The organism is Amaricoccus sp., from assembly GCF_036846665.1.
Classification (GTDB): Bacteria; Pseudomonadota; Alphaproteobacteria; order Rhodobacterales; family Rhodobacteraceae; genus Amaricoccus.
The window spans coordinates 1-25,037 of the sequence record NZ_DAIUBO010000027.1 but is presented as its reverse complement, the minus strand read 5'-3'; the positions used below and the strand labels follow the sequence as shown (position 1 = coordinate 25,037).

The 25,037-nt window shown below is 71.4% G+C and carries 29 protein-coding genes; 8 read left to right on the top strand and 21 right to left on the bottom strand.

Annotated elements, in window-relative coordinates:
- The coding region (locus V7050_RS04490; protein ID WP_324410315.1) for a nitrate/nitrite transporter at window positions 1-1,649 on the bottom strand (1,649 nt) is incomplete at its 3' end.
- Window positions 1,650-1,874: 225 nt separating this feature from the next.
- Here V7050_RS04490 and V7050_RS04485 point away from each other — a divergent pair.
- Window positions 1,875-2,582, top strand: a complete 708-nt coding sequence (locus V7050_RS04485) for a cyclic nucleotide-binding domain-containing protein (protein ID WP_324366607.1) — start codon at window positions 1,875-1,877, stop codon at window positions 2,580-2,582.
- Window positions 2,583-2,817: 235 nt separating this feature from the next.
- Here the strand turns inward: V7050_RS04485 and pdxY are convergent, their stop codons facing one another.
- The gene (gene pdxY / locus V7050_RS04480; protein WP_324366609.1) at window positions 2,818-3,657 is read right to left on the bottom strand and encodes a pyridoxal kinase; all 840 of its coding nucleotides are present in this window, start codon (window positions 3,655-3,657) and stop codon (window positions 2,818-2,820) included.
- A 40-nt stretch (window positions 3,658-3,697) separates the two neighbouring features.
- Entirely contained in the window at window positions 3,698-4,384 is a 687-nt protein-coding gene (locus tag V7050_RS04475) for an MOSC domain-containing protein (protein ID WP_324366611.1), read from the bottom strand.
- Window positions 4,385-4,481: 97 nt separating this feature from the next.
- Between V7050_RS04475 and V7050_RS04470 the strand changes: the two genes are divergently transcribed.
- From V7050_RS04470 to V7050_RS04460, 3 genes are all read left to right on the top strand, one after another.
- Window positions 4,482-4,919, top strand: coding sequence for an RrF2 family transcriptional regulator (locus V7050_RS04470; protein WP_324366613.1), 438 nt, complete (start codon window positions 4,482-4,484; stop codon window positions 4,917-4,919).
- The gene (locus V7050_RS04465; protein ID WP_324366615.1) at window positions 4,916-5,398 is read left to right on the top strand and encodes a group III truncated hemoglobin; all 483 of its coding nucleotides are present in this window, start codon (window positions 4,916-4,918) and stop codon (window positions 5,396-5,398) included. Before V7050_RS04470 ends, V7050_RS04465 begins: the two co-directional genes overlap by 4 nt.
- A gap of 70 nt (window positions 5,399-5,468) precedes the next feature.
- Window positions 5,469-5,825, top strand: coding sequence for a DUF488 domain-containing protein (locus V7050_RS04460; RefSeq protein ID WP_324366617.1), 357 nt, complete (start codon window positions 5,469-5,471; stop codon window positions 5,823-5,825).
- A 414-nt stretch (window positions 5,826-6,239) separates the two neighbouring features.
- Here the strand turns inward: V7050_RS04460 and V7050_RS04455 are convergent, their stop codons facing one another.
- From V7050_RS04455 to V7050_RS04430, 6 genes are all read right to left on the bottom strand, one after another.
- Window positions 6,240-6,860 (bottom strand): queuosine precursor transporter, encoded by a 621-nt coding sequence (locus V7050_RS04455; RefSeq protein WP_324366619.1) that lies wholly within the window; start codon window positions 6,858-6,860, stop codon window positions 6,240-6,242.
- 97 nt (window positions 6,861-6,957) lie between these two features.
- The gene (locus tag V7050_RS04450) at window positions 6,958-7,593 is read right to left on the bottom strand and encodes a hypothetical protein (RefSeq protein ID WP_324366620.1); all 636 of its coding nucleotides are present in this window, start codon (window positions 7,591-7,593) and stop codon (window positions 6,958-6,960) included.
- Window positions 7,594-7,689: 96 nt separating this feature from the next.
- Window positions 7,690-8,109 (bottom strand): DUF934 domain-containing protein, encoded by a 420-nt coding sequence (locus tag V7050_RS04445; protein ID WP_324366622.1) that lies wholly within the window; start codon window positions 8,107-8,109, stop codon window positions 7,690-7,692.
- Between the two features lie 17 nt (window positions 8,110-8,126).
- Window positions 8,127-8,867, bottom strand: coding sequence for a phosphoadenylyl-sulfate reductase (locus V7050_RS04440; protein WP_324366624.1), 741 nt, complete (start codon window positions 8,865-8,867; stop codon window positions 8,127-8,129).
- Window positions 8,857-10,527: a nitrite/sulfite reductase gene (locus V7050_RS04435; RefSeq protein ID WP_324366626.1), complete on the bottom strand. Its 1,671-nt coding sequence runs from the start codon at window positions 10,525-10,527 to the stop codon at window positions 8,857-8,859. Before V7050_RS04435 ends, V7050_RS04440 begins: the two co-directional genes overlap by 11 nt.
- On the bottom strand, window positions 10,520-10,834 hold the full coding sequence (locus V7050_RS04430) for a DUF2849 domain-containing protein (protein ID WP_324366628.1): 315 nt from the start codon (window positions 10,832-10,834) through the stop codon (window positions 10,520-10,522). The genes V7050_RS04435 and V7050_RS04430 overlap by 8 nt, the downstream gene beginning before the upstream one ends.
- A gap of 147 nt (window positions 10,835-10,981) precedes the next feature.
- Between V7050_RS04430 and V7050_RS04425 the strand changes: the two genes are divergently transcribed.
- Window positions 10,982-11,464: an Lrp/AsnC family transcriptional regulator gene (locus V7050_RS04425; protein WP_324366630.1), complete on the top strand. Its 483-nt coding sequence runs from the start codon at window positions 10,982-10,984 to the stop codon at window positions 11,462-11,464.
- 101 nt (window positions 11,465-11,565) lie between these two features.
- Window positions 11,566-11,898, top strand: a complete 333-nt coding sequence (locus V7050_RS04420; protein ID WP_324366632.1) for a TIGR01244 family sulfur transferase — start codon at window positions 11,566-11,568, stop codon at window positions 11,896-11,898.
- Here the strand turns inward: V7050_RS04420 and V7050_RS04415 are convergent.
- From V7050_RS04415 to V7050_RS04385, 7 genes are all read right to left on the bottom strand, one after another.
- Window positions 11,895-12,812: a nitrilase-related carbon-nitrogen hydrolase gene (locus V7050_RS04415; protein WP_324366634.1), complete on the bottom strand. Its 918-nt coding sequence runs from the start codon at window positions 12,810-12,812 to the stop codon at window positions 11,895-11,897. The genes V7050_RS04420 and V7050_RS04415 overlap by 4 nt on opposite strands.
- A 107-nt stretch (window positions 12,813-12,919) precedes the next feature.
- Complete coding sequence (gene lpxK, locus V7050_RS04410; RefSeq protein ID WP_324373837.1) at window positions 12,920-13,969, bottom strand: tetraacyldisaccharide 4'-kinase; 1,050 nt, start codon at window positions 13,967-13,969, stop codon at window positions 12,920-12,922.
- The gene (locus tag V7050_RS04405) at window positions 13,969-15,264 is read right to left on the bottom strand and encodes a 3-deoxy-D-manno-octulosonic acid transferase (RefSeq protein ID WP_324368444.1); all 1,296 of its coding nucleotides are present in this window, start codon (window positions 15,262-15,264) and stop codon (window positions 13,969-13,971) included. The genes lpxK and V7050_RS04405 overlap by 1 nt, the downstream gene beginning before the upstream one ends.
- 11 nt (window positions 15,265-15,275) lie before the next feature.
- The gene (locus V7050_RS04400) at window positions 15,276-15,518 is read right to left on the bottom strand and encodes a DUF4170 domain-containing protein (protein ID WP_324368446.1); all 243 of its coding nucleotides are present in this window, start codon (window positions 15,516-15,518) and stop codon (window positions 15,276-15,278) included.
- 131 nt (window positions 15,519-15,649) lie between these two features.
- Entirely contained in the window at window positions 15,650-16,996 is a 1,347-nt protein-coding gene (locus tag V7050_RS04395) for a tetratricopeptide repeat protein (protein WP_324368448.1), read from the bottom strand.
- Window positions 16,997-17,026: 30 nt separating this feature from the next.
- The gene (locus tag V7050_RS04390; protein WP_324368450.1) at window positions 17,027-17,806 is read right to left on the bottom strand and encodes a 3'(2'),5'-bisphosphate nucleotidase CysQ; all 780 of its coding nucleotides are present in this window, start codon (window positions 17,804-17,806) and stop codon (window positions 17,027-17,029) included.
- Window positions 17,793-19,136, bottom strand: coding sequence for a TldD/PmbA family protein (locus V7050_RS04385; RefSeq protein ID WP_324368452.1), 1,344 nt, complete (start codon window positions 19,134-19,136; stop codon window positions 17,793-17,795). Before V7050_RS04385 ends, V7050_RS04390 begins: the two co-directional genes overlap by 14 nt.
- 237 nt (window positions 19,137-19,373) lie before the next feature.
- Here V7050_RS04385 and V7050_RS04380 point away from each other — a divergent pair, with 237 nt between their 5' ends.
- Both V7050_RS04380 and V7050_RS04375 read left to right on the top strand, forming a co-directional pair.
- Complete coding sequence (locus V7050_RS04380; RefSeq protein WP_324368454.1) at window positions 19,374-20,144, top strand: SDR family oxidoreductase; 771 nt, start codon at window positions 19,374-19,376, stop codon at window positions 20,142-20,144.
- 34 nt (window positions 20,145-20,178) lie between these two features.
- A complete protein-coding gene (locus V7050_RS04375; RefSeq protein ID WP_442885333.1) occupies window positions 20,179-21,378 on the top strand; it encodes a TIGR03862 family flavoprotein in 1,200 nt (399 codons plus the stop codon).
- 267 nt (window positions 21,379-21,645) lie between these two features.
- On the opposite strand, the gene V7050_RS04370 is transcribed toward V7050_RS04375, so the two are convergent.
- From V7050_RS04370 to V7050_RS04350, 5 genes are all read right to left on the bottom strand, one after another.
- Window positions 21,646-22,497, bottom strand: a complete 852-nt coding sequence (locus V7050_RS04370; RefSeq protein ID WP_324368456.1) for a hypothetical protein — start codon at window positions 22,495-22,497, stop codon at window positions 21,646-21,648.
- A gap of 106 nt (window positions 22,498-22,603) precedes the next feature.
- Complete coding sequence (locus V7050_RS04365) at window positions 22,604-23,215, bottom strand: glutathione S-transferase family protein (RefSeq protein WP_324368458.1); 612 nt, start codon at window positions 23,213-23,215, stop codon at window positions 22,604-22,606.
- Window positions 23,216-23,226: 11 nt separating this feature from the next.
- Window positions 23,227-24,249, bottom strand: coding sequence for a DNA polymerase III subunit delta (locus V7050_RS04360; RefSeq protein ID WP_324368459.1), 1,023 nt, complete (start codon window positions 24,247-24,249; stop codon window positions 23,227-23,229).
- A complete protein-coding gene (gene lptE / locus V7050_RS04355) occupies window positions 24,246-24,752 on the bottom strand; it encodes an LPS assembly lipoprotein LptE (RefSeq protein ID WP_324368461.1) in 507 nt (168 codons plus the stop codon). Before lptE ends, V7050_RS04360 begins: the two co-directional genes overlap by 4 nt.
- Window positions 24,739-25,037, bottom strand: a 299-nt coding sequence (locus tag V7050_RS04350) for a class I tRNA ligase family protein (RefSeq protein ID WP_324410312.1), incomplete at its 5' end; no start/stop codon positions are given. The genes V7050_RS04350 and lptE, both read right to left, overlap by 14 nt.

Genomic DNA, 25,037 nt, shown 5'->3' with positions numbered 1-25,037 from the left:
AGGCCGATCCCGATGGCCGGCAGAAGCAGCGAGGCGGTCGAAACCGTGGTCCAGAGGCGCCCGCCGAAAATCGGCACCATGAAGCTGTAGAAGATCCGGAGCGTCGCCCCGGAGAGCCCCGGCAGCGCCGCCAGCCAGAACAGCTGGCCCGCCGCGAAGTCGAAGCCGATCGCCGGCAGCCGCGCCACCACGACCGACCAGACCATCCAGACCGAGAAGGCGAGCAGCAGCGCCGGGATCGAGATCCAGAGGTTGCGCCGGGCGATCCTGCGGCCGTTCGCCTCCCAGAACGCGGCATCCTCGGGCCGCCAGTCCTCGATGATTCCGGCCATGGAATGCTTCGCCGGCTCGTGGATCTCCTGGAACTCGGGGAGCGCCGGCAGCTCGTCCAGCGTCCGCCCCTGGGCCGAGCGCTCCATCGCCCGGATCGAGAAATGCATCCAGGTCAGCGCCAGCGCGACGAGGAGGAACAGGAACGCGAAGCAGCTGGTGTAGATCCCGGTCAGATCGAGCAGCGAGCCGAAGATGATCGGCAGGACGAAGCCGCCGAGCCCGCCGATCATGCCCACGAGCCCGCCGACCGCGCCGACATGCTCGGGGTAATAGACCGGGATGTGCTTGTAGACCGCCGCCTTGCCCAGCGACATGAAGAAGCCGAGCACGAAGATGGTGAATATGAACGGCACGAACCCCATCGAGGTCGAGAAGGTGATCGGCCCGTCCCGCCCGTGGATCACGTAATCCGCCGGCGGGGAGGAGAGCATGAAGAGCAGAATCATCGAGAAACCGAAGGTCATGTACATGACCGCCCGCGCCCCGTAGCGGTCGGCCAGATGCCCGCCGTAGGCCCTAAAGAGGCTCGCCGAGAGCGAGAAGGCCGCGGCCGACATGCCGGCGGTGCGGATGTCCACGTGATAGACGTCGACCATGTAATGCGGCAGCCAGAGCGCCAGCGCCACGAAGGCGCCGAACACGAAGAAGTAGTAGAGCGAGAACCGCCAGACCTGCAGCTTTCTCAGGGGCGCGAGCTGCTCGGCCACCGAGGGCGCGCGCGCGCCCGACCGGCGCCGCTCGGCCATCTGCGGGTCGTCGCGGGCGAAGAGCCAGAAGACCACCGCCATGGCGGCGAGGGCGCCGGCCCAGATATGGGCGACGGCCTCCCAGCCGAAGGCGACCATGACGAGCGGGGCGCAGAACTTCGTGACCGCGGCGCCGACATTGCCGGCCCCGAAGATGCCGAGCGCCGTCCCCTGCTTCTCCTTGGGGAACCAGCGCGAGACATAGGCGACGCCGACGGCGAAGGAACCGCCCGAAAGCCCGACGCCGAGCGCCGCGACGAGGAAGGTCGGATAGCTGTCGGCGCGGGTGAGCAGCCAGGTGGAGACCGCGGCCAGCAGCATCTGCGCCGTGAAGACCAGGCGCCCGCCGTATTGCTCGGTCCAGATCCCGAGCATCAGCCGCGTCAGCGACCCGGTCAGGACCGGGGTGGCCACCAGCAGGCCGAACTGGGTCTCGGTCAGGCCGAGCTGCGCCTTGATCGGCACGCCGATGATCGCGAAGAGCGTCCAGACCGCGAAGCAGAAGGTGAAGGCCGCCGTGCTCAGCGCAAGGGCACGGTTCTGGGCGCCGCCGCTTTCCGCTGCCATCATTCCCTCCCGCCTTCGCTCTCTGCCGGACTTTTGCGAATCGTCGGGACGGCCAGGTTTGATTTAGATCAAGCGCCATGGTTGTGGGCGCGAAAACAAACTGATCGTCCAACGATTTGGGTCGCCACCATCGCCGAGTTCGCGTCGGGATCTGATGATCCCGGCGAAACGCTTGACACGAAGCCGTGCATAGCTTGATATTTGTCAAACACCGGGAGGGGGGAGGCGATGCGATCGGACGACGTGCCGGAGATTCGGGAGCTCACCCTGTTCAGGGCCCTGGCCGACGACGCGTTCGAGACGCTGATCCGGGGGGCCTATCTCCAGACCTTCCCGCCGACGGTCGAGCTGATCCGGGAAGGCGATTCTCCGGACTTCCTGCATGTCCTCGTGGAGGGCGGCGTGGAGCTCTTTTCCGGGTGGCACCGGCGGGAGACGACGCTCTCGATGCTCGCCCCGGTCTCGACCTTCATCCTGGCGGCCACGATCACCGACCGGCCCTATCTCATGTCGGCGCGGACCGTCTCGAAGAGCCGCGTCGCGCTCATTCCTTCGGAAGACGTGCGAACCGTGTTCGACGCCGACCGGGATTTCGCCAATGCCATCGTCAATGAGCTGGCGGATTGCTTCCGCGCCTCGATCAAGCATGCGAAGAACGTCAAGCTGCGATCCTCCGTCGAGCGCCTCGCGAATTATCTCCTCTGCGAGGTCGCGGCGCAGGGCGGCGGGTCCGAGGAAGGCCAGATCACCCTGCCCTACGAGAAGCGCCTCATCGCCTCCTGGCTCGGGATGACCCCCGAGAACCTTTCACGGGCCTTCGGATCCCTCAGGCCCTATGGCGTGAAGGTGGAAGGCGCGCTGGTGCACCTCTCCGACATGTCCTCCCTGCGGAGGCTCGCGAAGCCGACCCCCTTGATCGACGATCCCGCGTCCTGAAGCGGCCTCGTTCCATCGTCGGGTTATGGCTTCGCACAGGCGCCGCCTTCTCCCCGCGGATTTGGCAGGTGACAAATCCGATCCCCCTCGACCTCCACGCTCACGTGCTCCGGTCGGATGGATCGGACGACACCCAGCCCACACCTGGAAATATTGTGTAATACCAGCTTGTTACGTAGCGCCCCGCTGCGGGACGCCCAGGCCGCCACGCCGAGCCGACCGGGCGCAGGACGTTTCAGACGAGCTTGACCGCAGGAAACCTCTCGCCCGGCTCGAGGATCGCCGCGATATTGGGGACGATCGGCATCTCCTCCCAGGTCGCGGCGGCCGTGAGCTTCAGGGCCCCGAAGGTTCCGGCGACGGCGGCTTCCATCGCCGGAACCGCCGCCGCGCCCTTCGCCAACCGCGCCGCGAACAGGCCCGCGAAGAGATCGCCCGTCCCCGCCGGCCGCGCTTCGATGCGCGGGGTGGTGACCGTCCAGAGGCCGCCGCCCTCGGCCAGGAGCGTGCAGACCGAGCGCTCGCCCGCGGCGAGGCCCGTGACGATCACGCCAGGCGGCGCGATCCGGGCCGCCGCCGCCGCCGCCTCGCCGGGGGTGGAGACCGGGGCTCCGGCCAATGCCGCGAGCTCGAAGGCGTTGGGCGTCGCCAGATCCGCGAGCGGCACCAGCCGCTCGGCGAAGGCGGCCTGCAGCTCGGCGGGCACGAAGAAGCCGATGTCGCTGTCGCCCATCACCGGGTCGCAGAGATAGAGCAGCCGCGGATTGGCCCGCCGCGCCCGGACGACGAATGCCGCGACCTCCTCGGCGATTTCCACGGAGCCGAGGTATCCGCTCACCACGATGGAAGCACGCTCGCACAGGCCGCGCTCCTCGACGCCGCGCAGCAGGTCGGCGACCAGCGACGGCTCGAGCACGCGGCCCCGGGTGGTGGGATAATGCGGGTGATTGCTCAGGAGCGTCGTCGGCACTTCCGCCACATCGACCCCGAGCGCGCGCATCGGGAAGGCCGCCGCGCTGTTGCCCACATGCCCCACGACGACCTGGCTCTGGATGGAGATGATCGTCGGCGCCATCGGACGGTCCTTTCTGGCGCCGAACCCGTCGCGCCGCGCCTCATTCCGGTGTCGTGACGCGCCTGTCCCAGGATTCGACCGACCGCCGCTCCAGTCGCCGTCGCGCCAGTTCCTGCCACGAGGGCGACAGGCTGGGCAATAGCGCAAACTCGGCCAGGGCCTCCAGGTCCAGGGTTTCCCGGTAGAGCAGGCGATGCACCCGCGCCAGGGTCCAGGACGGATGCGGTCGCCGCACCAATGCCAGATCCGCCCCGGCCGCGATCTCCCCCGGCTCGATCACCCGGAAGTACCAGCCGGTGCGCCCGCTGTCCTGAACCCGGCGCGCCATGTCGCCAAGCCCGAACCGGAGGTTGAGCCGCCAGCAGGGCTGCCGGCCCTGGCTGAGCTCGACCAGCGCGGATCCGGCCCGGAACAGATCGCCGATGCAGACATCGGCCTCGGTGATGCCGCCGACCACGAGATTCTCCCCGAAGCCGCCGGCGACGAAGCGCTCCGCGAGTCCGGGCAGTTCACTTCGCCAGTCGGCGTAATGGTCCTGCGGATAGAGATGCACCGCCTTCTCGGTTCCGCCGTGATGGCGCGTGTCGCCATGCTCGTCGCCTTCCAGCCCGGTCCCGGTCAGGGCCACCGGGCCGGTGGCGGGCTGCTTGTCGATGCCACTCGGCACACCCGCCGGACCGAGCGGGGCGATGCGGCCGAGCCGCACTGCGTCTATCTTCCAGTTCATCGCCGTCCCCATCCGACCGAGCACGCCCTCCCGTCCCCAAGCTTGCGGCTCCGCTGAAAAGCGGTATACTCAATACATCTTTACAGGGGAAGCTGGCATGCATCTCGACAAGCGGACCGACTATTCCCTTCGCGTGCTGATGTTCCTGGCCTCGAACCGGGGGCGCCTGAGCACCATCGCCGAAATCGCCGATCGTTTCGACATCTCCCAGGCGCATCTGACGAAGGTGGTCCACCTGCTCGGCAGGGCCGGGTTCGTGGAGACCCTGCGCGGGCGCAGCGGCGGATTGCGGCTGGCGGGCGACGGCACGACGATCCGGGTCGGCGATGTCCTGCGCCGGATGGAAGGCGATCTCGCGCCCGTCGAATGCCTGCGGGCCTCGGGCGGGAATTGCCTGATCACCTCCTGCTGCCGCCTGAAGGGGGCCCTCTCCAGGGCGATGGGCGCATATCTGGCGGTATTGGACGGCGTCACCATCGCGGAACTCGTCGAAGACAACGGCGCGCTGGCGCTCCTGCTTGGAGAGGCGGCATGACCGCGGCGCCGTCGGTGCGATCCCTTGCCGAGGAAAGGCGCGCGGAGATCCGGGCGAAGGCCGCGGCGATCGGCATCGACGAGGCCTATATCGCCCGCCTGGTGGATTGCTTCTATGCCCGCGTCAGGACGGATGCGATGCTCGGCCCGATCTTCGAGGCGGCGATCCGCGACCAATGGGAGCCGCATCTGGCCCGGATGAAGGCCTTCTGGAACTCGGTCGCCCTGAATGCGGGGGAATATTCCGGCCGTCCGGTGCCGGTGCACCAACGGCTTCATGGCATCACCGCCGCGCATTTCGGGCGCTGGCTCGCCCTCTTCCGCGAAACCCTGGGCCAGACGGCGCCGAGCGCGGATGCGGTCGATTATTTCATGGTGCGGGCGGAGCGCATCGCCGCGAGCCTGCAGATGGCCATGTTCGAGCGGTTTCCCGGGGCGGGTGGCGGACCGCCGGTCCTGACTACCCCGAGAACGGCATGAAAGACGGTTCCGGCCGTGCTCCCGGGTACGCCGCTCCGGTGGCCATGGCCCGTCAGCAGGTGGAGGCGCGATGGCCGAAATCCGCGTGAAGCGCGCCTACCGCGCCGCGCGGGTTTCCGATGGCGCGCGCATCCTCGTCGACCGCCTATGGCCGCGCGGCATGTCGCGGGATCGGCTGCGCCTGGCGGACTGGATGCGGGACATCGCGCCGAGCGAGGAGCTGCGCCACTGGTTCGGGCACGATCCGGCCCGATGGGAAGCCTTCTGCGAGCGCTACCGGCGGGAACTCGACGGCATGCCCGACGCCGTCGCGTTGCTGCGCGCCCGAGTCTCGAAAGGCCCGGTCACCTTGATCTACGCGGCCAAGGACGAGGCGCATAACAACGCGGTGGCGCTGAAGACCTATCTCGATGAACACCCCCGATGACGCGCAAGGTCCCAGACTGGGCGCTGCCGATCGTTCAGGCGGGGTTCGGCGGAGCGAAGCGGCTGCCGCGACGATCAAGGGCACAATCCGAGCCGGCATCGTGCCAATGACTCCGGCTGACCCGACGCCCGGTCCGCGCGCGCATCGGTTTCCCTGATCCCCGGCGGACCTGTTGCCGGAAAGCGTGAGGGGCCGCATCGGCTGCGACCCCTCGATTCATGAGCTTGGAGGCTGGCCGGATGGGCCGAGCCCGGCGTGTCGGTTCCTGACCGAGGGGGCTGCCCCTCAGGCGGTACCTCCCCGCACTGACCCGTCCAAACGCTCCAAAGTCTCACTCGACATTGGATCACCTCCTTTCACTGGTTTCGGTTGCCCCGATCGTGCCACCACCGTGGCGAAAAGCAAGCCGAAATTTCAGACCCCGCGCGCCAGGCGCCGCAGCACGATCCGGAAGGGCACCAGCGCCACGGCGGCGATGGCGAGCTTCACCGTGAAATCGGCGATCGCGAGGCTGACCCAGAGCGGTGCGACGGGCCCGTGCCCGAGGATCGGCAGGGCCTCGTTGGCCCAGGCGACATCGACCTGCGGCGCGATCCAGGCGAGCCGGGCCGAGAAGGCGATGGCGAAGAAGAGACCGGTATCGACCACCCCGCCGACGACGCTCGAGACCAGCGGCGCACGCCACCAGTTTCCCGCGCGCAGCCGGTCGAAGACCGCCACGTCGATCAGCTGCGCGCTGAGGAAGGCGAGCCCCGAGCCGAGCGCCACGCGGATGCTGACCAGGGGCCCGAAGGCGCCTTCGATCTGCGTGCCGATCAGGCTGCAGGCAAGCCCGGTGACGAAGCCCGCCAGGACCACCCGGCGCGCCGCCGCCGGCCCGTAGAGCCGGTTCGTCAGGTCGGTGACCAGAAAGGCGAAGGGATAGGTGAAGGCGCCCCAGGTCAGCCAGTCCCCGAACAGGAACTGCACGAGGATGTTGGAGGCGACGACGATCGCGGCCATGGCGAGGACGCCGGGCAGGAGATGGCGGGGCATGAGCGTTTTCCGTTTTGGCAAGGTGGCGGAGACTTGGCCGCGGCCGCGGCGCGCGACCCTTAGGCGCCGCCGCTCCCGCGCGCAATCCCCCGGAGGGTCAGAAACGGACCCGCACGCCGACCGTGCCGTATTGCGCCCCGCCGAAGGCATCGCTGACGAGGCCGAAGACCCCCGAACGGTGGTGGAAGCGCAACATCAGCTCGACATTCGGCCGCGACGGCAGCGCGAAGGTGAATTCGGGGGCGAAGAAATGCATCACTTGGCTGCCCTTGTCGTCATTGGCACGGTCCTGCTCCACATCGGTGATCTGGTTCGCCCAGTTGATGCCGGTGGAGACGGCGACCGACATCAGCAACGGCGCCTTCCAGGGAAAATGGTAGCGGAAGAAGAAGGCCCCCCAGAGTTCCGTGGCGGATTGCCGTCCGTAGCGATGGGCGATGCCGATCTCCGGCTCGACGTCGAATTTCCACAGCCGCCCCGTGCGGCGCGAGATCGCCGTGGCGATGATGTGGTCGTCGCTCTGGTAGTTCCAGGTCAGCGGCGCCTCGGGAGCAGTGACGAGCACCTGCCCCATCGAATTCTCGACATACCAGCCGCCATAGATCGAGGCGCCGCAATCTCCGCGGCAGGGCGCGAGGAGCGAGCGGGGATCCCAGGCCGCCGCGGGGTTGGCCAGGAGCAGGAGCAGCAGCGCGCAGAGAAGGCTACCGGCTTTCCAGAGACCGCCGTTCAATCGCACCCGTCCGCCCGCGCCTGACCCGCACCGGCGCCTGCCTTAGCAGAATCGTGCGACGATTTGAAACCGCACGCGCAATGCGCAGGGGCCGCCTCAGCCCGCGAGGCGATCCTGATACGACAGGCTCGGCCGCGGGCGCCACTGCTCCTCGGGCTGGCGGCCGGCCACGCTCTCGGGCAGCTCGATCTCGTCGAAACCGACCCGCTGGGCGGCCCGGAACTGATCGGCGATCAGCGGACCCGCCGCGCGCAGGCGCCCGGCATAGCCCATGGCGCGCAACCGGCGCGCGATCGAGAAGCCGCGCCCGTCCGCCATCGCCGGGAAGGCGACGCGAATCAGTTCGAGCCGCGCGAGCCAGGGCCTCAGATCCGCCGCGTCGCGATCGTTCGGGAATTCCACCGCGAGGCCCTCCTCGGGCAGATCCTGCCCGGTCCAGAGGACGTCGAAGGGCAGGATGCTTCCCTCGGCCCAGTCGTCGGGCGCGAAGCCCTCTTTCGTCACGAGAATCGCCATCGCAACCGCTCCTCAGCCTAGCTCGCCCGCAGGATCCGTCCGTCCGCGCCGAAATGAATGCCGCATTCGCTCTTGCCGGTGCCGCGCCAGCGGCCCGCCCGCATGTCCTCTCCGGGCGCCACCCGCGTCGTGCAGGGCGCGCAGCCGATGGAGGGGAAGCCCTTCGCCACCAGGGGATGCCGCGGCAGCGCATGGCGATCCATATAGGTGCGGATATCGGTGGCGCTCCAATGCGCCAGCGGATTGACCCGCAGCCGGTCGCCATCGGCCTCGAAGATCTCGAGCGAGGCCCGGGTCGCCGACTGGAAGCGCTTGCGCCCCGAGAGCACCACCGGCCAGTGCCGCAGCGCCCGGTCGAGGGGGGCCACCTTGCGCAGGACGCAGCAGGCGTCCGGGTCGCGCCGATGCAGCGTGCCGTCGGGATCGAGCGCCGCCAGATCCTCGGCCTCGGGCCGGAGATGCTGCACGTTGCGCAGGCCGAGAACCTCGGACAATTCGCGCTGATAGGCCAGCGTCTCCTCGAAGAGCATCAGCGTGTCGACCATCAGCACCGGGAGGTCCGGGTCGAGCCGGGCGACCATGTGCAGCAGCACCGCCGCCTCGGCGCCGAAGGACGAGACCAGCGCCACCTCGCCTGGGAATTCCGCATGCACGCCGGCGAGCACGTCCTCGGCCGACGCGCCGGCATAGGTCAGGCGCAGCGCATCGACCCGGTCGAGCGGCAGCCCGCTGAGGGTCCGGTCGCGATCAAGCAGCATCGGAGCGTTCCTCCGGCGGATAGAGCGCCGCCTTGAACGGTGCCGCGCCGAGCCGGCGATAGGCCTCGAGGAAGCTCTCGCCCGGCTCGAGCCGATGGTCGAGATAGGCCTCGATCAGCCGCTCCACCGCCGGCACGATCTCGTCATAGGCAAAACCCGGCCCCGCCCGCTCGCCGATCGCCGCAGCCTCGGCAGCATCGCCGCCGAGCGTGATCTGGTAGTTCTCCACTCCGGCGCGATCGAGCCCGAGAATGCCGATATGCCCGACGTGATGATGCCCGCAGGCGTTGATGCAGCCCGACACCTTGATCTTCAGCGGCCCGATGTCGCGCTGCGCGTCGAGGTCGGCGAAGGTCTCGGCGATCTGCTGCGCGATCGGGATCGACCGCGCGGTCGCCAGCGAGCAATAATCCATGCCCGGGCAGGCGATGATGTCCGACACGAGCCCGACATTCGCCGTGGCGAGCCCCGCCTCCCGCAGCGCCGCGTGCACCGCCGGCAGATGCGCCCGGGGCACATGCGGCAGCACCAGGTTCTGCTCGTGGCTCACCCGCACCTCGTCATGGGCATAGGCCTCGGCCAGATCCGCCACCAGCCGCATCTGCGCCGCCGTCGCGTCGCCCGGCGTGCCGCCGATCGGCTTCAGCGAGATGGTCGCGATCGCATAATCGTCGCGCCGATGCGCCACGCAGTTCACGTCCACCCAGGACCGGAACACCGGATCCTCGGCATGGGCCCGGGCGTAGTCCTCCGTCGGCAGCGCCACGAAGGCCGGCGGCGCGAAGGCCGCCTCGATCTCGGCGAGCAGGCCGGGGTTCACCCCCCGGAACGCCGCCAGCCGCTCCTCGAACACCGCCTCGACACGCGCCCGCACCTCGTCGATCCCGATCTCGTGCACGAGGATCTTCAGCCGTGCCTTGTGCTTGTTGTCGCGGCGCCCGGCGAGGTTGTAGACCTCGAGGATCGCCTCGATATAGGGCAGGAGCTCCGCCTTCGGCAGGAACTCCCGCACCGTCTTGGCGATCATCGGCGTCCGTCCGAGCCCGCCGCCGACGCTGACCTCGTATCCGACGGCCCCTTCGGCATCGCGCACGATCCTGAGCGCGATGTCATGCGTCTTGGTCGCGGCCCGGTCATGCGGCGCCGCGGTGATCCCGATCTTGAACTTGCGCGGCAGCCAGGCGAATTCCGGATGGTCGGTCGACCACTGCCGCAGCAGCTCCGCCGTGGCGCGCGGATCCTCGATCTCGTCCGCCGCGGCCCCGGCGAAGTGATCGGCGGTCACGTTGCGCACGCAATTGCCGCTGGTCTGGATCGAATGCATCCCGACCTCGGCCAGCGCCGCCATCATGTCCGGCACGTCGCGCAGCTTCGGCCAGTTGAACTGGATGTTGGTCCGGGTGGTGAAATGCCCGTAGCCCCGGTCCCACCGCTCCGAGATCATCGCCAGCTGCCGCAGCTTGCGCGAATTCAGCGTCCCGTAGGGGATCGCGATCCGGTACATATAGGCGTGCAGCTGGAGATAGAGCCCGTTCCTCAACCGGAGCGGCAGGAACTCCTCCTCGGTCAGCGAGCCGGCGATCCGCCGCTCCACCTGGTCGCGGAACTCCGCCACCCGCCCCTGCACGAAGGCACGGTCGAAATCGGCATAATCATACATGTTCGCGCTCCGCCTGCCGACCGTGCTGCGGGTAGTTCGAGGGTCCGCGCGTCCGGAACACCTCGCGAAAATGCGCCGGCGCCGCCCGGCCGCGGTCGTCGAGCGCCGCTTCGACGAGATAGACGCCGACCACCGCATTGGGAAATTCCGAGGCGCGCGAGAGCAGGTTCGCCGCCGCGTCGGGGTTCACCGCCAGCGCGGCATCCTCGATCCGGCGCGACCAGTCTCCGGCGCTGGTGAAATAGACCACGTCGCCCTCGAGCAGGTCGCTGCCGGTAGCCATCCGGGGCTGGAATTGTCGGGCCATCGGAACGGCTCCCTGAAACCTGCGTGAAACTCGCCAAGATATAGGATGATTTCCCTAATTCTCTCAATATCAGGCTTCAAATAAGGATCATGTCCTGATACTCAGGATGAGAACGGAACAGAATCCTGAAAAATGGGGAACAGCGGAATGGCGGCCGCCCTGGACGACCTCGACCGGAACATCCTCGCGCTGCTGCAGGAGGATGCGACCCTGCCGCTCGACGAGATCGCCCGCCGACTCGGCGCCTCCAAGACCCCGGTCTGGAACCGGATCCGCAAGATGCGCGACGCCGGCGTGATCCGGGGCGAGGTGGCGATCCTCGATCCCGACAAGCTCGGGCTGGAGAGCTGCTTCTTCGTGCTGATCCGCACCTCCCAGCACGATGCCGAATGGCTCGCGCGGTTTCTCGAGGCGGTGCGGGCGCGGCCCGAAGTGATGGAGGCCCACCGCCTCGCGGGCGACATCGACTATATCCTCAAGGTGCGCGTCGCGAATGCGCGCGCCTACGACGCCTTCTATCGCGCGCTGATCAAGGAGGTCTCGATCTTCAACGTGACCTCCACCCTGTCCATGGAGGAGATCAAGAACACCACCGCGCTGCCGCTCGAGACCGTCTCGGGGACGGGATGACCCTCGAGGCCTGCACGGAGTTGCAGCGCGACCTGTCCGCGGCCGCGCAGGCATGGTATCCCGCCGCTGCCGCCGCACCATAGCACGAGGAACCGAGCGCCATGACCCCGACCCGCATCAGCCCGGATTACGCCGTCGCCGGGCAGATCACGCCCGCCGACGTCGCGGAGATCGCCGCCAGGGGCTACAGGTCGATCATGTGCAACCGGCCGGACGGCGAATCCGCCGACCAGACCGATGCGGAATCGATCCGTGCCGAGGCGGAGCGCCACGGGCTGAAATTCGCCCATGTGCCCGTGGTTTCGGGCAATATCCTGCCACAGGATGTCACGGATTTCGGCGCCGCCCTCGACGCCCTGCCGGGCCCGGTCCTGGCCTATTGCCGCTCCGGCGCCCGCTGCCAGAACCTCTGGATCCTGGCGCGCCGGCCCTAGCCGCCGTCCTCGGGCGCTGGCGCCGCTTCACCGCCCAGCGCCTCGATCGCGACCGTGGGCAGGCGACCATCGCGCGCCGCCAGTTCTGCCGGGCCCGGCGCAGCGGCTTCCGACCTTGCGCGTCGAAGCGCGTCGGGCGCGACCTCGCCGTGGACCCAGCCCGCCACGTTGAGCTTGCCGATCGCCACGAGACCGTCGTCGGGGAACCCGGGCTCGAACGGCCCGTAGATCGCCGCGGCGCCGACGTTGCGGTTGGCCGCCGCCAGCCAGTCGGCGTCGCCCACCGCCACCGCATGCACCACCGCGCACCGCCCCTCGAGCGCGCGCGCCATCGCCGCCACCCGCTGGCGCCAGTAGTCCTGGAGCCGCCGCGCCCCCCCGGGAACCAGCAGCACCTCCGCGCCCGCCGCGACCAGCGACCGCGCGATCGCGGCGACCTCGGCATCCCCGGAGACCATGATGCCGATCCTCCCCAGCGCCGTGTCGAAGACCGTGAGCCCGGTGCCGGGCGCGATGCCGAGATCCTCGCCCTCGATGCCGGTGGGGACCAGCTTGTCCTGGTGGCCCCGGCTGCCGTCGGGTGCGAAGAGCCGCGCCCGGTTCACCAGCGTTCCGTCCTTGCGGCGCACCGGAGCGCTCGCGGCGCAGATGAAGACGCCGAACTCGCGCGCGAGGCTGGCATGGAGGTCGTCCACGTCGCCGAGCCGCGCCGTCACCGCCGCGACCGATCGCGCGATGTCGCGGGTGTTCTCCTCTTCGGCGAGACTCGCGAGCTCCATCGCGCCGTATTCCGGGAAGACCAGCAGCTCCGCCCCCTGCTCGCTCGCCGTCCGCACCCAGATCCGCAGCTTGCCGACGAAGTCGTTCCACCGGTTGTGCCATTCGATTGGATAGGCTGCTGCGGCGATCTTCACGGCGTTTCCTCCTTGCGGACGGGGGCCGGATCCGGCCGACGATTGCATCGGTCGATGCGGCGGCGCGTGTTTCCTCGGTCCAGAAAGAGCGCCGCCGCGCCCCTCCGTCAATCAAAACCGTCATCGGCCGCCGAGGCCTGGCCGCTTTCGCCCGCTGCGAAACCCGCCAGCCCGAGCGCGGCCAGCGCCGCGTCGAGCGCGGTCCAGTCCTCGATCTCCAGCCGGACCGGCAGCACGAGCACCTCGCGGCGGAACGCCGGCGGCAGGCGCACCGCATCCTTCTCGGTGGTCACCATCTGCGCTCCCGCCGCCGCCGCCTCGGAACGGAGCCGCGCAAGGACACGCGCGTCATAGGCGGCGTGATCGGCGAAGGATCGCGCCGCCACGATCTCGACGCCGAGCCCGCGCAGCGTCGCGAAGAACTTCTCCGGCCGCCCGATGCCCGCGAAGGCCAGCGCCCGCAGCCCGCGCCAATCCATCCCCGTGGGCAGCGGCACCAGCGCCCCGGCCAGCGCCGTCATCGTCTCCACGGCGGGCCAGGCCCGGGCGAAGCGCCGCCGATCGCCGGCCGCGCCGATCGCCAGCACCATGTCGCTGCGCGCGAGCCCCTCGGCGAGCGGCTCGCGCAACGGGCCGGCGGGGATGACCCGGCCGTTGCCGAAGCCGAAGCCGGCATCGACCACCACCAGCGACAGGTCCTTGGCGAGATCGGGGTTCTGCAATCCGTCGTCCATGACCAGCACGTCGGCGCCGGCCGCCACCGCCGCGCGCGCCGCCGCCGCGCGGTCGCGGCCCACCCAGACCGGCGCGAAGGCTGCGAGCAGCAGCGGCTCGTCGCCGACATCCGCCGCTTCGTGGCGCAGCGGATCGACCCGCACCGGCCCGGCGAGCCGGCCGCCGTGCCCGCGCGAAATCACCGCCGCCGCATGGCCGCGCGCCAGCAGCCGCTCCACCAGGGCGATCACCATGGGCGTCTTGCCGGTGCCGCCCACGGTCAGGTTGCCGATGCAGATCACCGGCACGCCCGGATGCAGCGCCGGCCCCCGCGCCAGCCGCCTGCGGGTGACCGCCGTCCAGATCCAGGACAGCGGCGCGAGCAGGCGCGCGGCGAGGCCCGGCGCTTCCGGCGGCCGCGCCCAGAAGCCCGGCGCCTGCATCACGCCTTGCGGTCGATCACGTCGGCGATCGCCGCCATCACCGCATCGGTGACCTCCGCGCCCTCGCTGCAGGTCTCCCAGGCCGCGGCCGCCATCTCGGCGGCACGGTCGGGCGCCAGCGTCTCGCGCAAGGCGCGGGCGAGATCGCTCTCCGAGCGCACTTCCACCGCCGCGCCCGCGGCGGCCAGGCGGCGATAGGCATCCTCGAAGTTTCGCACATGGGGGCCGAAGAGGATCGCGCTGCCCAGGAGCGCCGGTTCGAAGGGATTGTGCCCGCCGACCTCGACCAGCGAGCCCCCGACGAAGCTGACCGGCGCGATGCGGTACCAGAGGCCCATCTCGCCCAGTGTGTCGACCAGATAGACCTCGGTGTCGGGCTCGATCGCCTCGCCCTTCGAGCGCTGCGCCACCGAGAGCCCCCGCGCCCGGAGGATCATCGCCAGCCCGTCGCCGCGGTCGGGATGGCGCGGCGCCAGGATCAGGGTCAGGTTCGGCTGCGCCTGGCGCACGCTCGCATGGGCGGCGAGAACGATGTCCTCCTCGCCAGAATGGGTGGAGGCGGCGAGCCAGATCGGCCGGCTCGCGAAGGCCCGCGCGATCCGCGCCCGCTCCGCCTCGTCATGGGGCAGCGGTGCAGCGCCCTCCTTGAGCGTCCCCGTCACCTCGAGCCGGCCGGGGTCGGCGCCCAGCGCCGTCAGCTGCTCGGCCGCCAGTTCATCTTGGGCGAGGATCCGGTCGAAGCGCCGCAGCAGCGCCCGCGCCAGCCCGCGCGCGGACCGCCAGCGCCGGTAGGTGCGGTGCGAGATGCGCGCGTTGATCAGATAGGTCGCGATCTCGCGCCGGTGCAGTTCCGAGAGCGTCGCGGGCCACAATTCGCTCTCGGTGAAGACCGCGAGATCGGGCCGCCAGTGGTCGAGGAACCGGGCGACCCAGGGAAGCACATCCACGGGGACGAACTGGTGGATGTATCCCTCGGGCAGCCTGCCGGCGAGAAACTGCGCCGAGGTGACCGTCACCGTGGTGACGAGGCAAGTCAGGTCCGGCCGCCCGTCAGCCAGCCGCCGCACCAGTTCGAGAAGCGACGCGGCCTCGCCGACGCTGGCGGCATGGAACCAGATGAGCCGGCCCTCCGGGCGCTCCCGCCCGGCCAGCCCCATGCGCTCGTCGAGCCGGCGGGGATCCTCCTTGCCTTCGGCCTGCCGCCGGAGGAGCCGCGAGCGCGCCACCGTGCCGGCGCGGGCCGACAGCGCGAGATAGAGCCCCAGAAGGGCCGAACGATTCGGCGCGGGCCGCATCGGCCGCCGGCCTAGCCCAACGCTTCGGTCGGGCCCGCGGCCTCTTCCTCGTCGACCAGCCGGTGCAGATGCGCGATGAAATACCGCGTCTCGGCATGGTCGACGCTCGCCTGCGCCTTGGCCTTCCGGGCATTGTAGGCCGAAGCGTAGTTGGGGAAGACGCCCACGACATCGATGTTCTGCACGTCGCGGAATTCGGTGCCCCGGATATCGGTCAACTCGCCGCCGAACACGAGATGCAGGCGCTGGGTCATCTTGGTCTCCCCGCTGGACCGCGCGCACCATAGCCGGAGCACCGGCAAAATCAATGCCGCGGAAGTCCCGATGTCCGGTGCCGGAATGGGCGGCAGACTGAGGGGCCGGGCGGCGGCGCCCCGACCGGGCGTCACGGCACCTGCAAGCGAGCGGCAGGGCCCGGAAGCTCCCGTGCCCGGCCGAGGAATCGCCGGTTGACCGGGCTGTGCGGCCGAAGCGCCAGCCGCTCGTTGGCGAGGGCCTCCGAGACCCCGCGCAGGCCGCCGCGCAGCGCCGCCTCGGTCAGGGTCCAGTCGATCACGTCGCGCTGGGCATGGCTGCCGCCGAAGGCATTGGCGATCTGCCGCGCCCCGAAGAGAAGCGAGACCGCGCGCTCGTGCTCGCCATGCCAGAAGGCCGCGAATCCCTCGATCAGCGGCAGCCCGGTCGCCCGCGTCCAGGAAGCCACCTCCGATCCCGGCACGGGATCGGCGCGACAGGCCGCGATGAGGCGCGAGAGATCCGCCTCGCGCCCCGCCCCGAGATAGGCCATGGCCGCATGCAGGTCGTTGAAGGGATAGAGCCTTCCGTCGGCATGGGCGCCCCAGGCCTGCGCCAGTTCCTGCCAGCGGTCGCCCACGTCCTGCCCGGCGATCGCGATGCGCCAGAGCAGCGCCGAGGCATCGGCGAGATTGACCGCCAGCGGGCTCCGCGAGCCGCGGATCGGACCGTCGTAGAGCGCGAGCGCCTCGGCGCCCTGCTCCAGCTCGAGATGATAGAGCGCCTTGTGCCACCAGTTGTGGATGCGGAAGAAGGCGTCGTCGCCGCTCCAGCGCGCCTCGCGGGAAGCCATCCAGGCGATGCCCTCCTCGGCGCGGCCCTGCATCTCCATGACATGCGCCACCGCGTGATGCGCCCAGGCGTCGAGCGGCTGGCGGTCGAGCGCCTCCCGCCCCGTCGCCTCGGCCCGCGAGTAGTCGCCGCATTCCTCCAGCCCGAAGGCATGCATGCCCAGAAGCACCGAATAGCCGGGCCGGCCCTCGTCCCACTGCGGCAGCGCCCGCGCGATCCGGTCGCGCAGGTCGCGGGCGCCGGCGCGGAAGAAATCCATCAGATGCCCCGATTGCAGCGCCAGCAGGTCATGGGGATAGCGCATCGAATGATGGTCGAGCGCCAGCGCCGCCGCGGTCCAGTTGCCCGCCAGCAGTTGGTCGAGCGCGGCCAGATGCGAGGCCTCGCGGTCGTTCGGCCGCAAATCCCGCGCCCGAGCCACCAGGCCCCTGGCCGCAGCGCTCGCCGCCGGCTCGGTGGCCAGGGCATAGAGATGCGCCTTGAAGATCGGCGCCATGGCGAAATCCGGCGCCGCCTCGGCGGCCGCGTCGGCCAGGCCGATCGGATCGCCGCGGAAGAGGTTGAAGGCCTCGACCGCCCGATCGTAGAGCGCCGCCGCCTCCGGCGTCGCGCCGGACATCGCATTGCCCTGACGATCTTTCGGCATGGCGCCTCCCTCCCCCCCGGCCGCCCGGGCCTATGCCGCCGACCGGCGTGCGAGGATCTCGGCATGCAGCCGCGGCCCGGCCACGATCACCCCGGGCACCTGCGGCACCGGGTTGTTGAAATGCAGCGCGCCGCCGCTCCGGTCGCTCACCGCCGCCCCGGCTTCCTGCGCGATCAGCGCCCCGGCCGCGACATCCCATTCCCAGGCGTCGCGAAAGGTCAAGGTCGCGTCGAACCGCCCTTCGGCGGCGAGGCAGAGCCGATAGGCGAGCGCCGGACGGAAATGCCGCGCGACATCGGGCACGCCGCCCGGCCAGTGCCGCGCCTCGAACTGCGACGCAGTCGCCAGGACCTGCGCCCCCGCCAGATCGCTGCGGCCGCTCGGCACGATCGCGGTCCCGTTGAGCCGCGCCCCGAGCCCCGCGCCCGCGGCATAGGTGCGCTCCAGCCGCGGCAGATGCACCACCCCCGCCACCACCCGGCCGCGCTCGGCGACCGCGAGGGCAGAGCCCCAGGCGCTGCGCCCGGCGATGAAGGCGCGGGTGCCGTCGATCGGATCGACGATGAAGACCCGCTCGGCACCGAGCCGCGCCGTCCCGTCCTCGCTCTCCTCCGAGAGCCAGCCGTAGCCGGGGCGCGCGGCGGTCAGTTCCGCGCGCAGCATCCGGTCGATCTCGAGGTCGGCCGCGGTGACCGGCCCCTGCCCGCCCGGCTTCTCCGTCGCCGCCCGGGCGCCGTCGAAATGCCGCAGCGCGATCTCGCCCGCCGCCCGCGCCGCCTCCTCGAGAAGCGCGAGATCACGCTCCGGCAATGAACAGCCCCTCGACCAGCAGGCTCGGCACCACCCGGCCGAGATGCGCCCGCGCGTCGTTGGCCGGGCGGATCGTCATCAGCATCTCCCGCAGGTTCCCGGCGATGGTGCATTCGTTCACCGGGCGGGCAATCTCGCCGTTCTCGACCCAGAACCCGCTGGCGCCCCGGGAATAATCGCCCGTCGTGGGGTTGATCGACGACCCGATCAGCCCGGTCACCAGCAGCCCCGTGCCCATCTCGGCCATGAGCGCCGCGCGCGAGACCTCGCCTTGCGTTAGCGCCAGATTGCCCGCGGAGGGCGAGGGCGGCGCGCCGGTCCCGCGCGCGGCATTGCCGGTGCTGGCCATGCCGAGCTTGCGCGCGGTGGCGAGATCGAGCGTCCAGCCCCGGAGCACGCCGTCCGAGACCAGCGCACGCCGCGCCACCGGCAATCCCTCGGCATCGAAGGGCCTGGAGCCGCCGATGCGCGGGCGGAGCGGATCCTCGATCAGGTCGATGCCCGCGGGCAGCACCGCCTCGCCGCGCGCGTCCTTCAGCCAGGAGGCGCCGCGCGCGATCGCGGTGCCGTTGACCGCCTGCACCAGATGGCCGATCAGGCCCGACGCCACCCGTTCGTCGTAAAGCACGGGGAAGGCGCCGCTCGGCGGCTTCGCGGCGCCTGCCCGCGCCGCGGTGCGCTCGCCGGCCCGCCGGCCGACCTCCGCGGGATCCGGCAGGTCGGCGGCGTGGCTCCGGCTCTCGAAGGCATGGTCGCGCTCCATGCCGAGTCCCTCGCCGCAGATCGCGACGGCCTGCACCGCATGGCTCGTGCGCCCGTAGCCGCCCGAGAAGCCGTTGCTCGCCGCGAGATGGATGCGGCTCGACGACCAGCTCGCCCCCGCCTCGTCCATCTTGCTCACGCCCGGCACCGCGAGCGCCGCCGCCTCGGCCTCCAGCGCCGCCGCCTCGAGATGCTTCGGCGCGGGCGGCGGGGCGAGGTCGACCAGATCGAGCGCCGCGAGATCCCAGCCCGTCGCCAGCTGCGCCGGGTCGGCCAGCCCGCAGAACGGATCCTCGGGCGCCTCGCGCGCCATGGCTACCGCGCGCTCGGCCATGGCCGCGATCGTATCGCGCCGGGTATCGGAGGAGGATACGCAGGCCTGGCGCCGCCCGATCAGCACCCTCAGCCCGATCTCCACCCCCTCGGCGCGCTCGGCCTGCTCGAGCGCACCGCCGCGCAGCACGACCGAGAGGCTGTCGCCGGCCACGGCGAGGGCGTCGGAAGCCTCGGCCCCCGCCCGGGCCGCGGCCTCGAGAAGCGCGGCGGTCAGATCCCCCAGATCGGCCACGGGCTCAGCCCGATCCCGAAGGCGGACGCCGGATCGGCCCGCCCAACCCGGCGCCGGAGGCGACGATCTGCAACGCATTGGTCGGGGTCATGCTCGCTCCGGATCTCTGGCTGGCGGAAGCCATCTAGGCGCGATGCGGCACGCTGGCAACCATGGCGGGTCATGACCCTTGCCTTTCCTCCGGCGAGGGCCTTTGATCGGGCCGAACCCCGCCCGCCAGGCACCAGGGAGAACGCCATGGGACTGCTTTCGGGCAAGACCGTCATCGTCACCGGCGCCAGCCGCGGCATCGGCGCCGCGGCCGCCGCCGCCATGGCCGAGGCCGGCGCCGGCCTGATGCTCCTCGCCCGCTCGCAGGACGCGCTCGAGGCCGTCGCGGCGGGCCTGCGCCGGACCGCGCCCGTGGAAACCATGACCTGCGACGTCGCCGACTTCGCCCAGGTCGCGGCGGCGGTGGAGCGGACCCGTGCCGCCTTCGGCCGCATCGACGTCCTGGTCAACAATGCCGGGGTCATCGAGCCGATCGGCCCCCTGGCGAAGTCGGATCCCGCCGAGTTCTCCCGCGGCATCGACATCAATTTCAGGGGCGTCTACAACGGGATGCGCGCGGTTCTTCCGGTGATGCAGGCCCAGGGCGGCGGCACGATCGTCACGATCGGCTCCGGGGCCGCGCACAACCCGCTCGAGGGCTGGAGCCAGTATTGCGCCTCGAAGGCCGCCGCCTTCATGCTCACCCGCTGCGTGCATCTGGAGGCCAAGGGCCGCGGCATCCGCGCGATCAGCCTCTCGCCGGGCACGGTGGCCACCGACATGCAGAAGAAGATCCGCGCCTCCGGCATCAACCCGGTGAGCCAGATGGACTTCTCCGCCCATGCCCCGGCCGAGGCGCCGGCGCGGGCGCTGGTCTGGCTCGCCACCGACGATGCCGCCGAATTCGCCGGCCAGGAGGTCAGCCTGCGCGACCCCGCGATCCGCGCGCGCATCGGCCTCGATCCGCTGCCCGGATAGGCGCCGTCGCCGCGGCCCGGGCGAGCAAGGCCGGATGCAGGATCCAGAACCCATCGACGCGCTGGTGATCGGCGGCGGGCCGGCCGGGCTGATGGCCGCCGATGCGCTCGCCGCCGCCGGCCGCCGCGTGGTCCTCGCCGAGGCCAAGCCCTCGGTCGGCCGCAAGCTTCTCATGGCGGGCAAGTCGGGTCTCAACCTGACCATGGACGCGGATCCGGCGGCCTTCTGCCGCGCCTATGCCACCGGCGCCGACTGGCTGGCGCCGCTCCTCGCCGATTTCGGCCCCCGCGAGGTCGCCGCATGGGCAGGCGATCTAGGAATCACCGTCTTCACAGGCAGTTCCGGAAGAGTCTTCCCACGCGAGATGAAGGCGTCGCCGTTGCTGCGCGCCTGGCTCGCGCGTCTCGCGGGCCGGGGCGTCGCCCTTCGCACGCGCTGGCGCTGGCTCGCTTTCGACGGAAACGTCGTGACCTTCGCCACCCCCGGCGGGCCGCGCCGGCTCGCGCCGCGCGCCACCGTGCTGGCGCTCGGCGGCGGCTCCTGGGCCCGGCTCGGCTCGGACGGCGCCTGGGCCGGGATCCTCGCGGCCGAAGGCGTGCCGGTCGCGCCCTTCCGGCCCTCCAACGTCGGCTTCGCCCGCGCCTGGTCACCGGCCATGGCCCGGTATTTCGGTGCGCCGGTCAAGCCGGTGCGGCTCATGGCCGGCGGAAGCGCGGTGCTCGGGGAATTCGTGGTCTCGGCGCGCGGGGTCGAAGGCGGCGGGATCTACGCGCTCGGCCCGCTCCTGCGCGAGGGCGCCGCCCTGACCCTCGACCTGATCCCCGGCCGCAGCCAGGCGGAGGCCGCGAGCCGGCTAGCCGCGCAACCGGCGAAGGCCAGCCTCTCCAACCGCCTGCGCCGGGCGCTCGGTCTCGCCCCGGTCAAGATCGCGCTGCTGCGCGAATCCGCGCCCGATGCGCCCCGTGACCCCGCCTCCCTAGCGGCGGCGCTCAAGGCTCTCCCGCTCGCCCTCGACGGCCCGCGCCCGCTCGACGAGGCGATCTCCACGGCCGGCGGCGTGATGCGCTCGGGCCTCGACGCCGGGCTGATGCTGCGCGCCCGCCCGGGCACCTTCGCCGCCGGCGAGATGCTCGACTGGGACGCGCCCACGGGCGGCTACCTGCTGACCGCCTGCCTCGCCACCGGCCGCCACGCCGGCCGGGCGGCGGCGCGCTGGAACGGATCCCCGGGATGACCCGTTGCGGCCAACGCCTTGGACTTTAAGCCGCATCCGAGATCGCCGACCCCATCCGACGAGGAAAGGAGCGCAATCCGAACCGTCAAAGGCACGACAACCCGTTCCGCGGCGGCCACATCATGAAAACCCATGCAATAACAATGGTCTAAACGGCGTATCAACGTGAAACGCTGCTCCGGGCCGGCGCGCCGGGGGCGCGGGACGGGTCACCGCGCCGGGATGTGTCCGATGTCGGCGGGCCGGGTCGATCGGGCGGAATGCGCATCACTCGGAGATCGCAAAGCCATCCTCGCGGATCAGCCGCGTCTCGCAGGTCGCGACGATCGCGCCGTCCGAGCGCCGCGCCGCATGGCCGAAGCAGGAGACCTCCGGCGCATCCGCGGCGGAAGGGGTGCAGGAAAGCTCGACCGCATCGCCGTCCTCCACCCTGCCGCAGCAATGGAACTCGCGCGATACCGCCACCACCGGCGCCTGGGCCCGCAGCGTGGCGGCGGCCTCGGCCCGGTCGAAGAGGCTCATCCAGCCCGTCAGCGGCAACCGGCCGGCGCCGGCCGGATCTGGCGTCCCGGAAACCGGCACGACCAGGGCCGGCGGCCGCCCGAGGCCGAGCGCCTCCTCGCGCGCCGTCTCGCGGGCTGACGCGGCCCGCGCCGCGAGCAGCCGGGTCCGCGCGCCCTCGGGGCTCCGACCGGACGGGCCGGCGCCGAAGGCCGAGACCAGTTCCACCGTCCCGCCCGATCCGCCGCGCCCCTCGAGGCGGGTGACGCTGCGCCAGCCGTTTGCCGCGGTCGGGAAGAGCTCCGGTTCCAGCCCGATCCGGGCCGCGCCCTCGAAGGCGCCCGGTGCCAGCGACAGGATGCAGGCGACGAAATGCGGCCCGGCCGTCCCGTCCCGCTCGCCGATGGCATCCGGCGCGCAGCCGATCTCGGTCGCGACCGCCGCCCAATGCAGGTTCATGCAATCGCGCACGATGCGCCCGGGCACCGTCGCGCGCACCGCCCGGACGACGGGCAACGCCGCCCCGGAGACGGGCCGCCGCGACGGGCGGCGAAACTGCGACGGGCCGCAGAAGGCGGCGGTGGCGATGCCCTCGAACATCTCGGTGGTGGCGAACATGGCGGTGCCTCCAGGGGCCGGCTCCGGCTGGTGCGGCGCCCGATGCGCCGGCCCCCGAAGTCCCCCCGAGCTTCGCGCGCCCGGGCCCTTCGGTCTGTGACGGCCGTCACGCGCGGGCGGGCCGGGCCGGCTGGGCCGCCATCGCCCGCCGCAATGCCGGCCTTGCCCGCACCCGTTCGAAATACGCCCCCACCAGACCCTCGGGCAGCTCGAACCGCGCGGCGACGGCCCAACCGGCACAATGTCCCAGGATCAGGTCCGGAACCGTGAAGCGATCGCCGGTCACGAAGGCGTTGCCGCCGAGGCTCTCCGCCAGGACCGCCATGGCGCGGGCGAATTCGGCCCGGGCGGTCGCCTTGACCGCCGGCACCCGCAGCGCCTCGGGCAAGGCGAAACGGTGCTTCGCGGCGGTCCAGAGCGGCCCGTCCACCTCGTCCACGGCGAATTGCGTGAACCCGTCCTGCCGGCCGCGCTCGAGGCTCCCCGCCGGCCAGGTCAGGCCACCGTGCCGGTCGGCGAGGAACTGGACGATCGCCACCGAATCGGTCAGCGCAACGCCCTCGGCGATCAGGACCGGGACCTTGCCGCTGGGGTTATGCGCCCGCGCCTCCGCCGAGGCCGGCGCCGCTTCCTCCAGCCGGTAGGGAAGGCCGAGCTCCTCCAGCGCCCAGACGACCCGGAGCGCACGGGTGCTGAGCATGCCGATGACCCGGTACATCCCGGCCCTCCTCAGCGCGGCCTGAGCATCGCGACCCGGACGAAGAGCCGCTCGACCATGGCCAGCCCCGGCATCGCGCCGCCCGAGCGCAGCGCCAGATCCGTCTCGGTGATCAGGCCCAGCGCCGCTTCCAGCCGCTCGGCACCGAAGCCGCGCGCCTGGGCGACCAGCCGCGCCCGCCGCGGCCCGAAGACCGGCGGCCGGACCCGTGCGAGCGCCGCCTCCGGGCCTTCCGCCGCTGTGGCGGCCGCGAGCAGCGTGCGGAAGCGCCGGCCTGCGTCGATGACCAGCTTCACCGGCGCGCTTCCCTGCGTCCCGGCGCGGCGCAGTTCGACGGCGAGCCGCCCCGCCTGCCCTTCGGCCACCAGATCGAGCAGGTGGTCGAGGTCGGCCTCCGTCGCCCGCGGCGCACAGGCCGCCATGTCCTCCGCCCCGAGCGGCGCGGGATCGCCGGCCTTGTAGAGCGCGAGCTTGGCGAGGAACTGCGCGAAATCGCCCGGGCCGAGCCCGCGCGCGAGATTCTCCAGATCTCCCATCGCCGCGCGGTCGACAGCGCCGAGACCCGCCGCGGCCAGCGCTGCGGCGATCTCCTCCCGGCCGGGCGGATCGTCGTAGATGCCGATCGCCACCGCGTTCTTCGCCGCCTCGAAGACCTTGCGCAGCGGGCTGCCGGCCTTGAGGGCTCCTGCGGTCACCACGATCTGCGCATCGCCCGGCCGCCAGTCGGCGAGCGCCCTGCGCATCAACTCCGCCAGCCCGTCGCCGGCATCCTCCACCACCACCGCCCGCGGACCGGGAAAGAAGCCCGCCGCCCGCACCGCGTCGTCGAGCGCCGCCGGGTCGCGTCGCAGATCCGCGGCCGCGATCCGCGCGAGCCGCATCTCGGCCACGCCGTCGGGGCCGATCAGCGCCGCGACCAGCGTCTGCCGCTTGAGCGTGACCCGCATCGCATCCCCGCCGAAGAGAAGCACGCCCGCCCCGTCCGGATCGGGGCGCTCCACGAAGTGCCGCGCCTCCCGTCCGCCGAGCTTCACGCCGCGCCGTCCTCGGCCAGGAGCGCCATCCGCAGCAGGATCCGGTCGGCGAGCTCCGCCGCCAGCCGCTGCCCGGCGGCGCGCTCCGCCGCCAGGGCCGCGAAGGCCGAGACGGCGGAGGATTCAGGCGCGCTGTAGCCGGTGATCGCCCGCACCTCGTCCACGAGCACCGGCGGCCCGCCGCCGACCGGCGTCACGGCGAAGGCGGCGGTGCCGATGACGTTGTAGCGCGTGGTCACGTTCTGCTGGGTGAGCGCGACCCCGACCTGCTGGAGCGTCAGCTCGATCGCGAGGCGATAGGCGGGATCCTCCGCCGGGCCGAGCCGCTCGGTCAGCCGTTCGCGCAAGAGGAAGCCGGCCTCGCCCTCGACGACATCGACCGTGACCTGCCCGTTCATCGCCGCCGCCGGCGTGCCCTCGCCGTAGAGCGGCGTGAAGCCGCAGGCGCCGAGCGCCATCAGCGCCGGCAGGAGCAGCAGCCTCCGGCGCTCACAGCACCACATTCACGATCCGGTCCGGCACCACCACCAGCTTCTTCGGCTGCGCGCCATCGAGCAGCCGCACCACGGCCGCATCGGCCAGCACCAGCGACTCGATCGTGGCGCGGTCGGCACCCGCAGGCACCACGATCTCGGCCCGGCGCTTGCCGTTGACCTGAACCGGCAGGGTCACGCTCGCCTCGGCGAGCATCGCCGGATCCGCCTCCGGCCAGGGCGCCGTCGCGACTAGCCCCTCCCCGCCGAGCCGCGCCCAGACCTCCTCGGCCAGATGCGGCACCATCGGCGCCA

Bases quoted from the DNA above. Each gene is read 5' to 3' on its own strand.
- V7050_RS04485 (WP_324366607.1), top strand. From the start codon at position 1,875: ATGCGATCGGACGACGTGCCGGAGATTCGGGAGCTCACCCTGTTCAGG.
- pdxY (WP_324366609.1), bottom strand. From the start codon at position 3,657: ATGGCGCCGACGATCATCTCCATCCAGAGCCAGGTCGTCGTGGGGCAT.
- V7050_RS04475 (WP_324366611.1), bottom strand. From the start codon at position 4,384: ATGAACTGGAAGATAGACGCAGTGCGGCTCGGCCGCATCGCCCCGCTC.
- V7050_RS04470 (WP_324366613.1), top strand. From the start codon at position 4,482: ATGCATCTCGACAAGCGGACCGACTATTCCCTTCGCGTGCTGATGTTC.
- V7050_RS04465 (WP_324366615.1), top strand. From the start codon at position 4,916: ATGACCGCGGCGCCGTCGGTGCGATCCCTTGCCGAGGAAAGGCGCGCG.
- V7050_RS04460 (WP_324366617.1), top strand. From the start codon at position 5,469: ATGGCCGAAATCCGCGTGAAGCGCGCCTACCGCGCCGCGCGGGTTTCC.
- V7050_RS04455 (WP_324366619.1), bottom strand. From the start codon at position 6,860: ATGCCCCGCCATCTCCTGCCCGGCGTCCTCGCCATGGCCGCGATCGTC.
- V7050_RS04445 (WP_324366622.1), bottom strand. From the start codon at position 8,109: ATGGCGATTCTCGTGACGAAAGAGGGCTTCGCGCCCGACGACTGGGCC.
- V7050_RS04440 (WP_324366624.1), bottom strand. From the start codon at position 8,867: ATGCTGCTTGATCGCGACCGGACCCTCAGCGGGCTGCCGCTCGACCGG.
- V7050_RS04435 (WP_324366626.1), bottom strand. From the start codon at position 10,527: ATGTATGATTATGCCGATTTCGACCGTGCCTTCGTGCAGGGGCGGGTG.
- V7050_RS04430 (WP_324366628.1), bottom strand. From the start codon at position 10,834: ATGGCCCGACAATTCCAGCCCCGGATGGCTACCGGCAGCGACCTGCTC.
- V7050_RS04425 (WP_324366630.1), top strand. From the start codon at position 10,982: ATGGCGGCCGCCCTGGACGACCTCGACCGGAACATCCTCGCGCTGCTG.
- V7050_RS04420 (WP_324366632.1), top strand. From the start codon at position 11,566: ATGACCCCGACCCGCATCAGCCCGGATTACGCCGTCGCCGGGCAGATC.
- lpxK (WP_324373837.1), bottom strand. From the start codon at position 13,969: ATGCAGGCGCCGGGCTTCTGGGCGCGGCCGCCGGAAGCGCCGGGCCTC.
- V7050_RS04405 (WP_324368444.1), bottom strand. From the start codon at position 15,264: ATGCGGCCCGCGCCGAATCGTTCGGCCCTTCTGGGGCTCTATCTCGCG.
- V7050_RS04400 (WP_324368446.1), bottom strand. From the start codon at position 15,518: ATGACCCAGCGCCTGCATCTCGTGTTCGGCGGCGAGTTGACCGATATC.
- V7050_RS04395 (WP_324368448.1), bottom strand. From the start codon at position 16,996: ATGCCGAAAGATCGTCAGGGCAATGCGATGTCCGGCGCGACGCCGGAG.
- V7050_RS04380 (WP_324368454.1), top strand. From the start codon at position 19,374: ATGGGACTGCTTTCGGGCAAGACCGTCATCGTCACCGGCGCCAGCCGC.
- V7050_RS04375 (WP_442885333.1), top strand. From the start codon at position 20,179: ATGCAGGATCCAGAACCCATCGACGCGCTGGTGATCGGCGGCGGGCCG.
- V7050_RS04370 (WP_324368456.1), bottom strand. From the start codon at position 22,497: ATGTTCGCCACCACCGAGATGTTCGAGGGCATCGCCACCGCCGCCTTC.
- V7050_RS04365 (WP_324368458.1), bottom strand. From the start codon at position 23,215: ATGTACCGGGTCATCGGCATGCTCAGCACCCGTGCGCTCCGGGTCGTC.
- lptE (WP_324368461.1), bottom strand. From the start codon at position 24,752: ATGTGGTGCTGTGAGCGCCGGAGGCTGCTGCTCCTGCCGGCGCTGATG.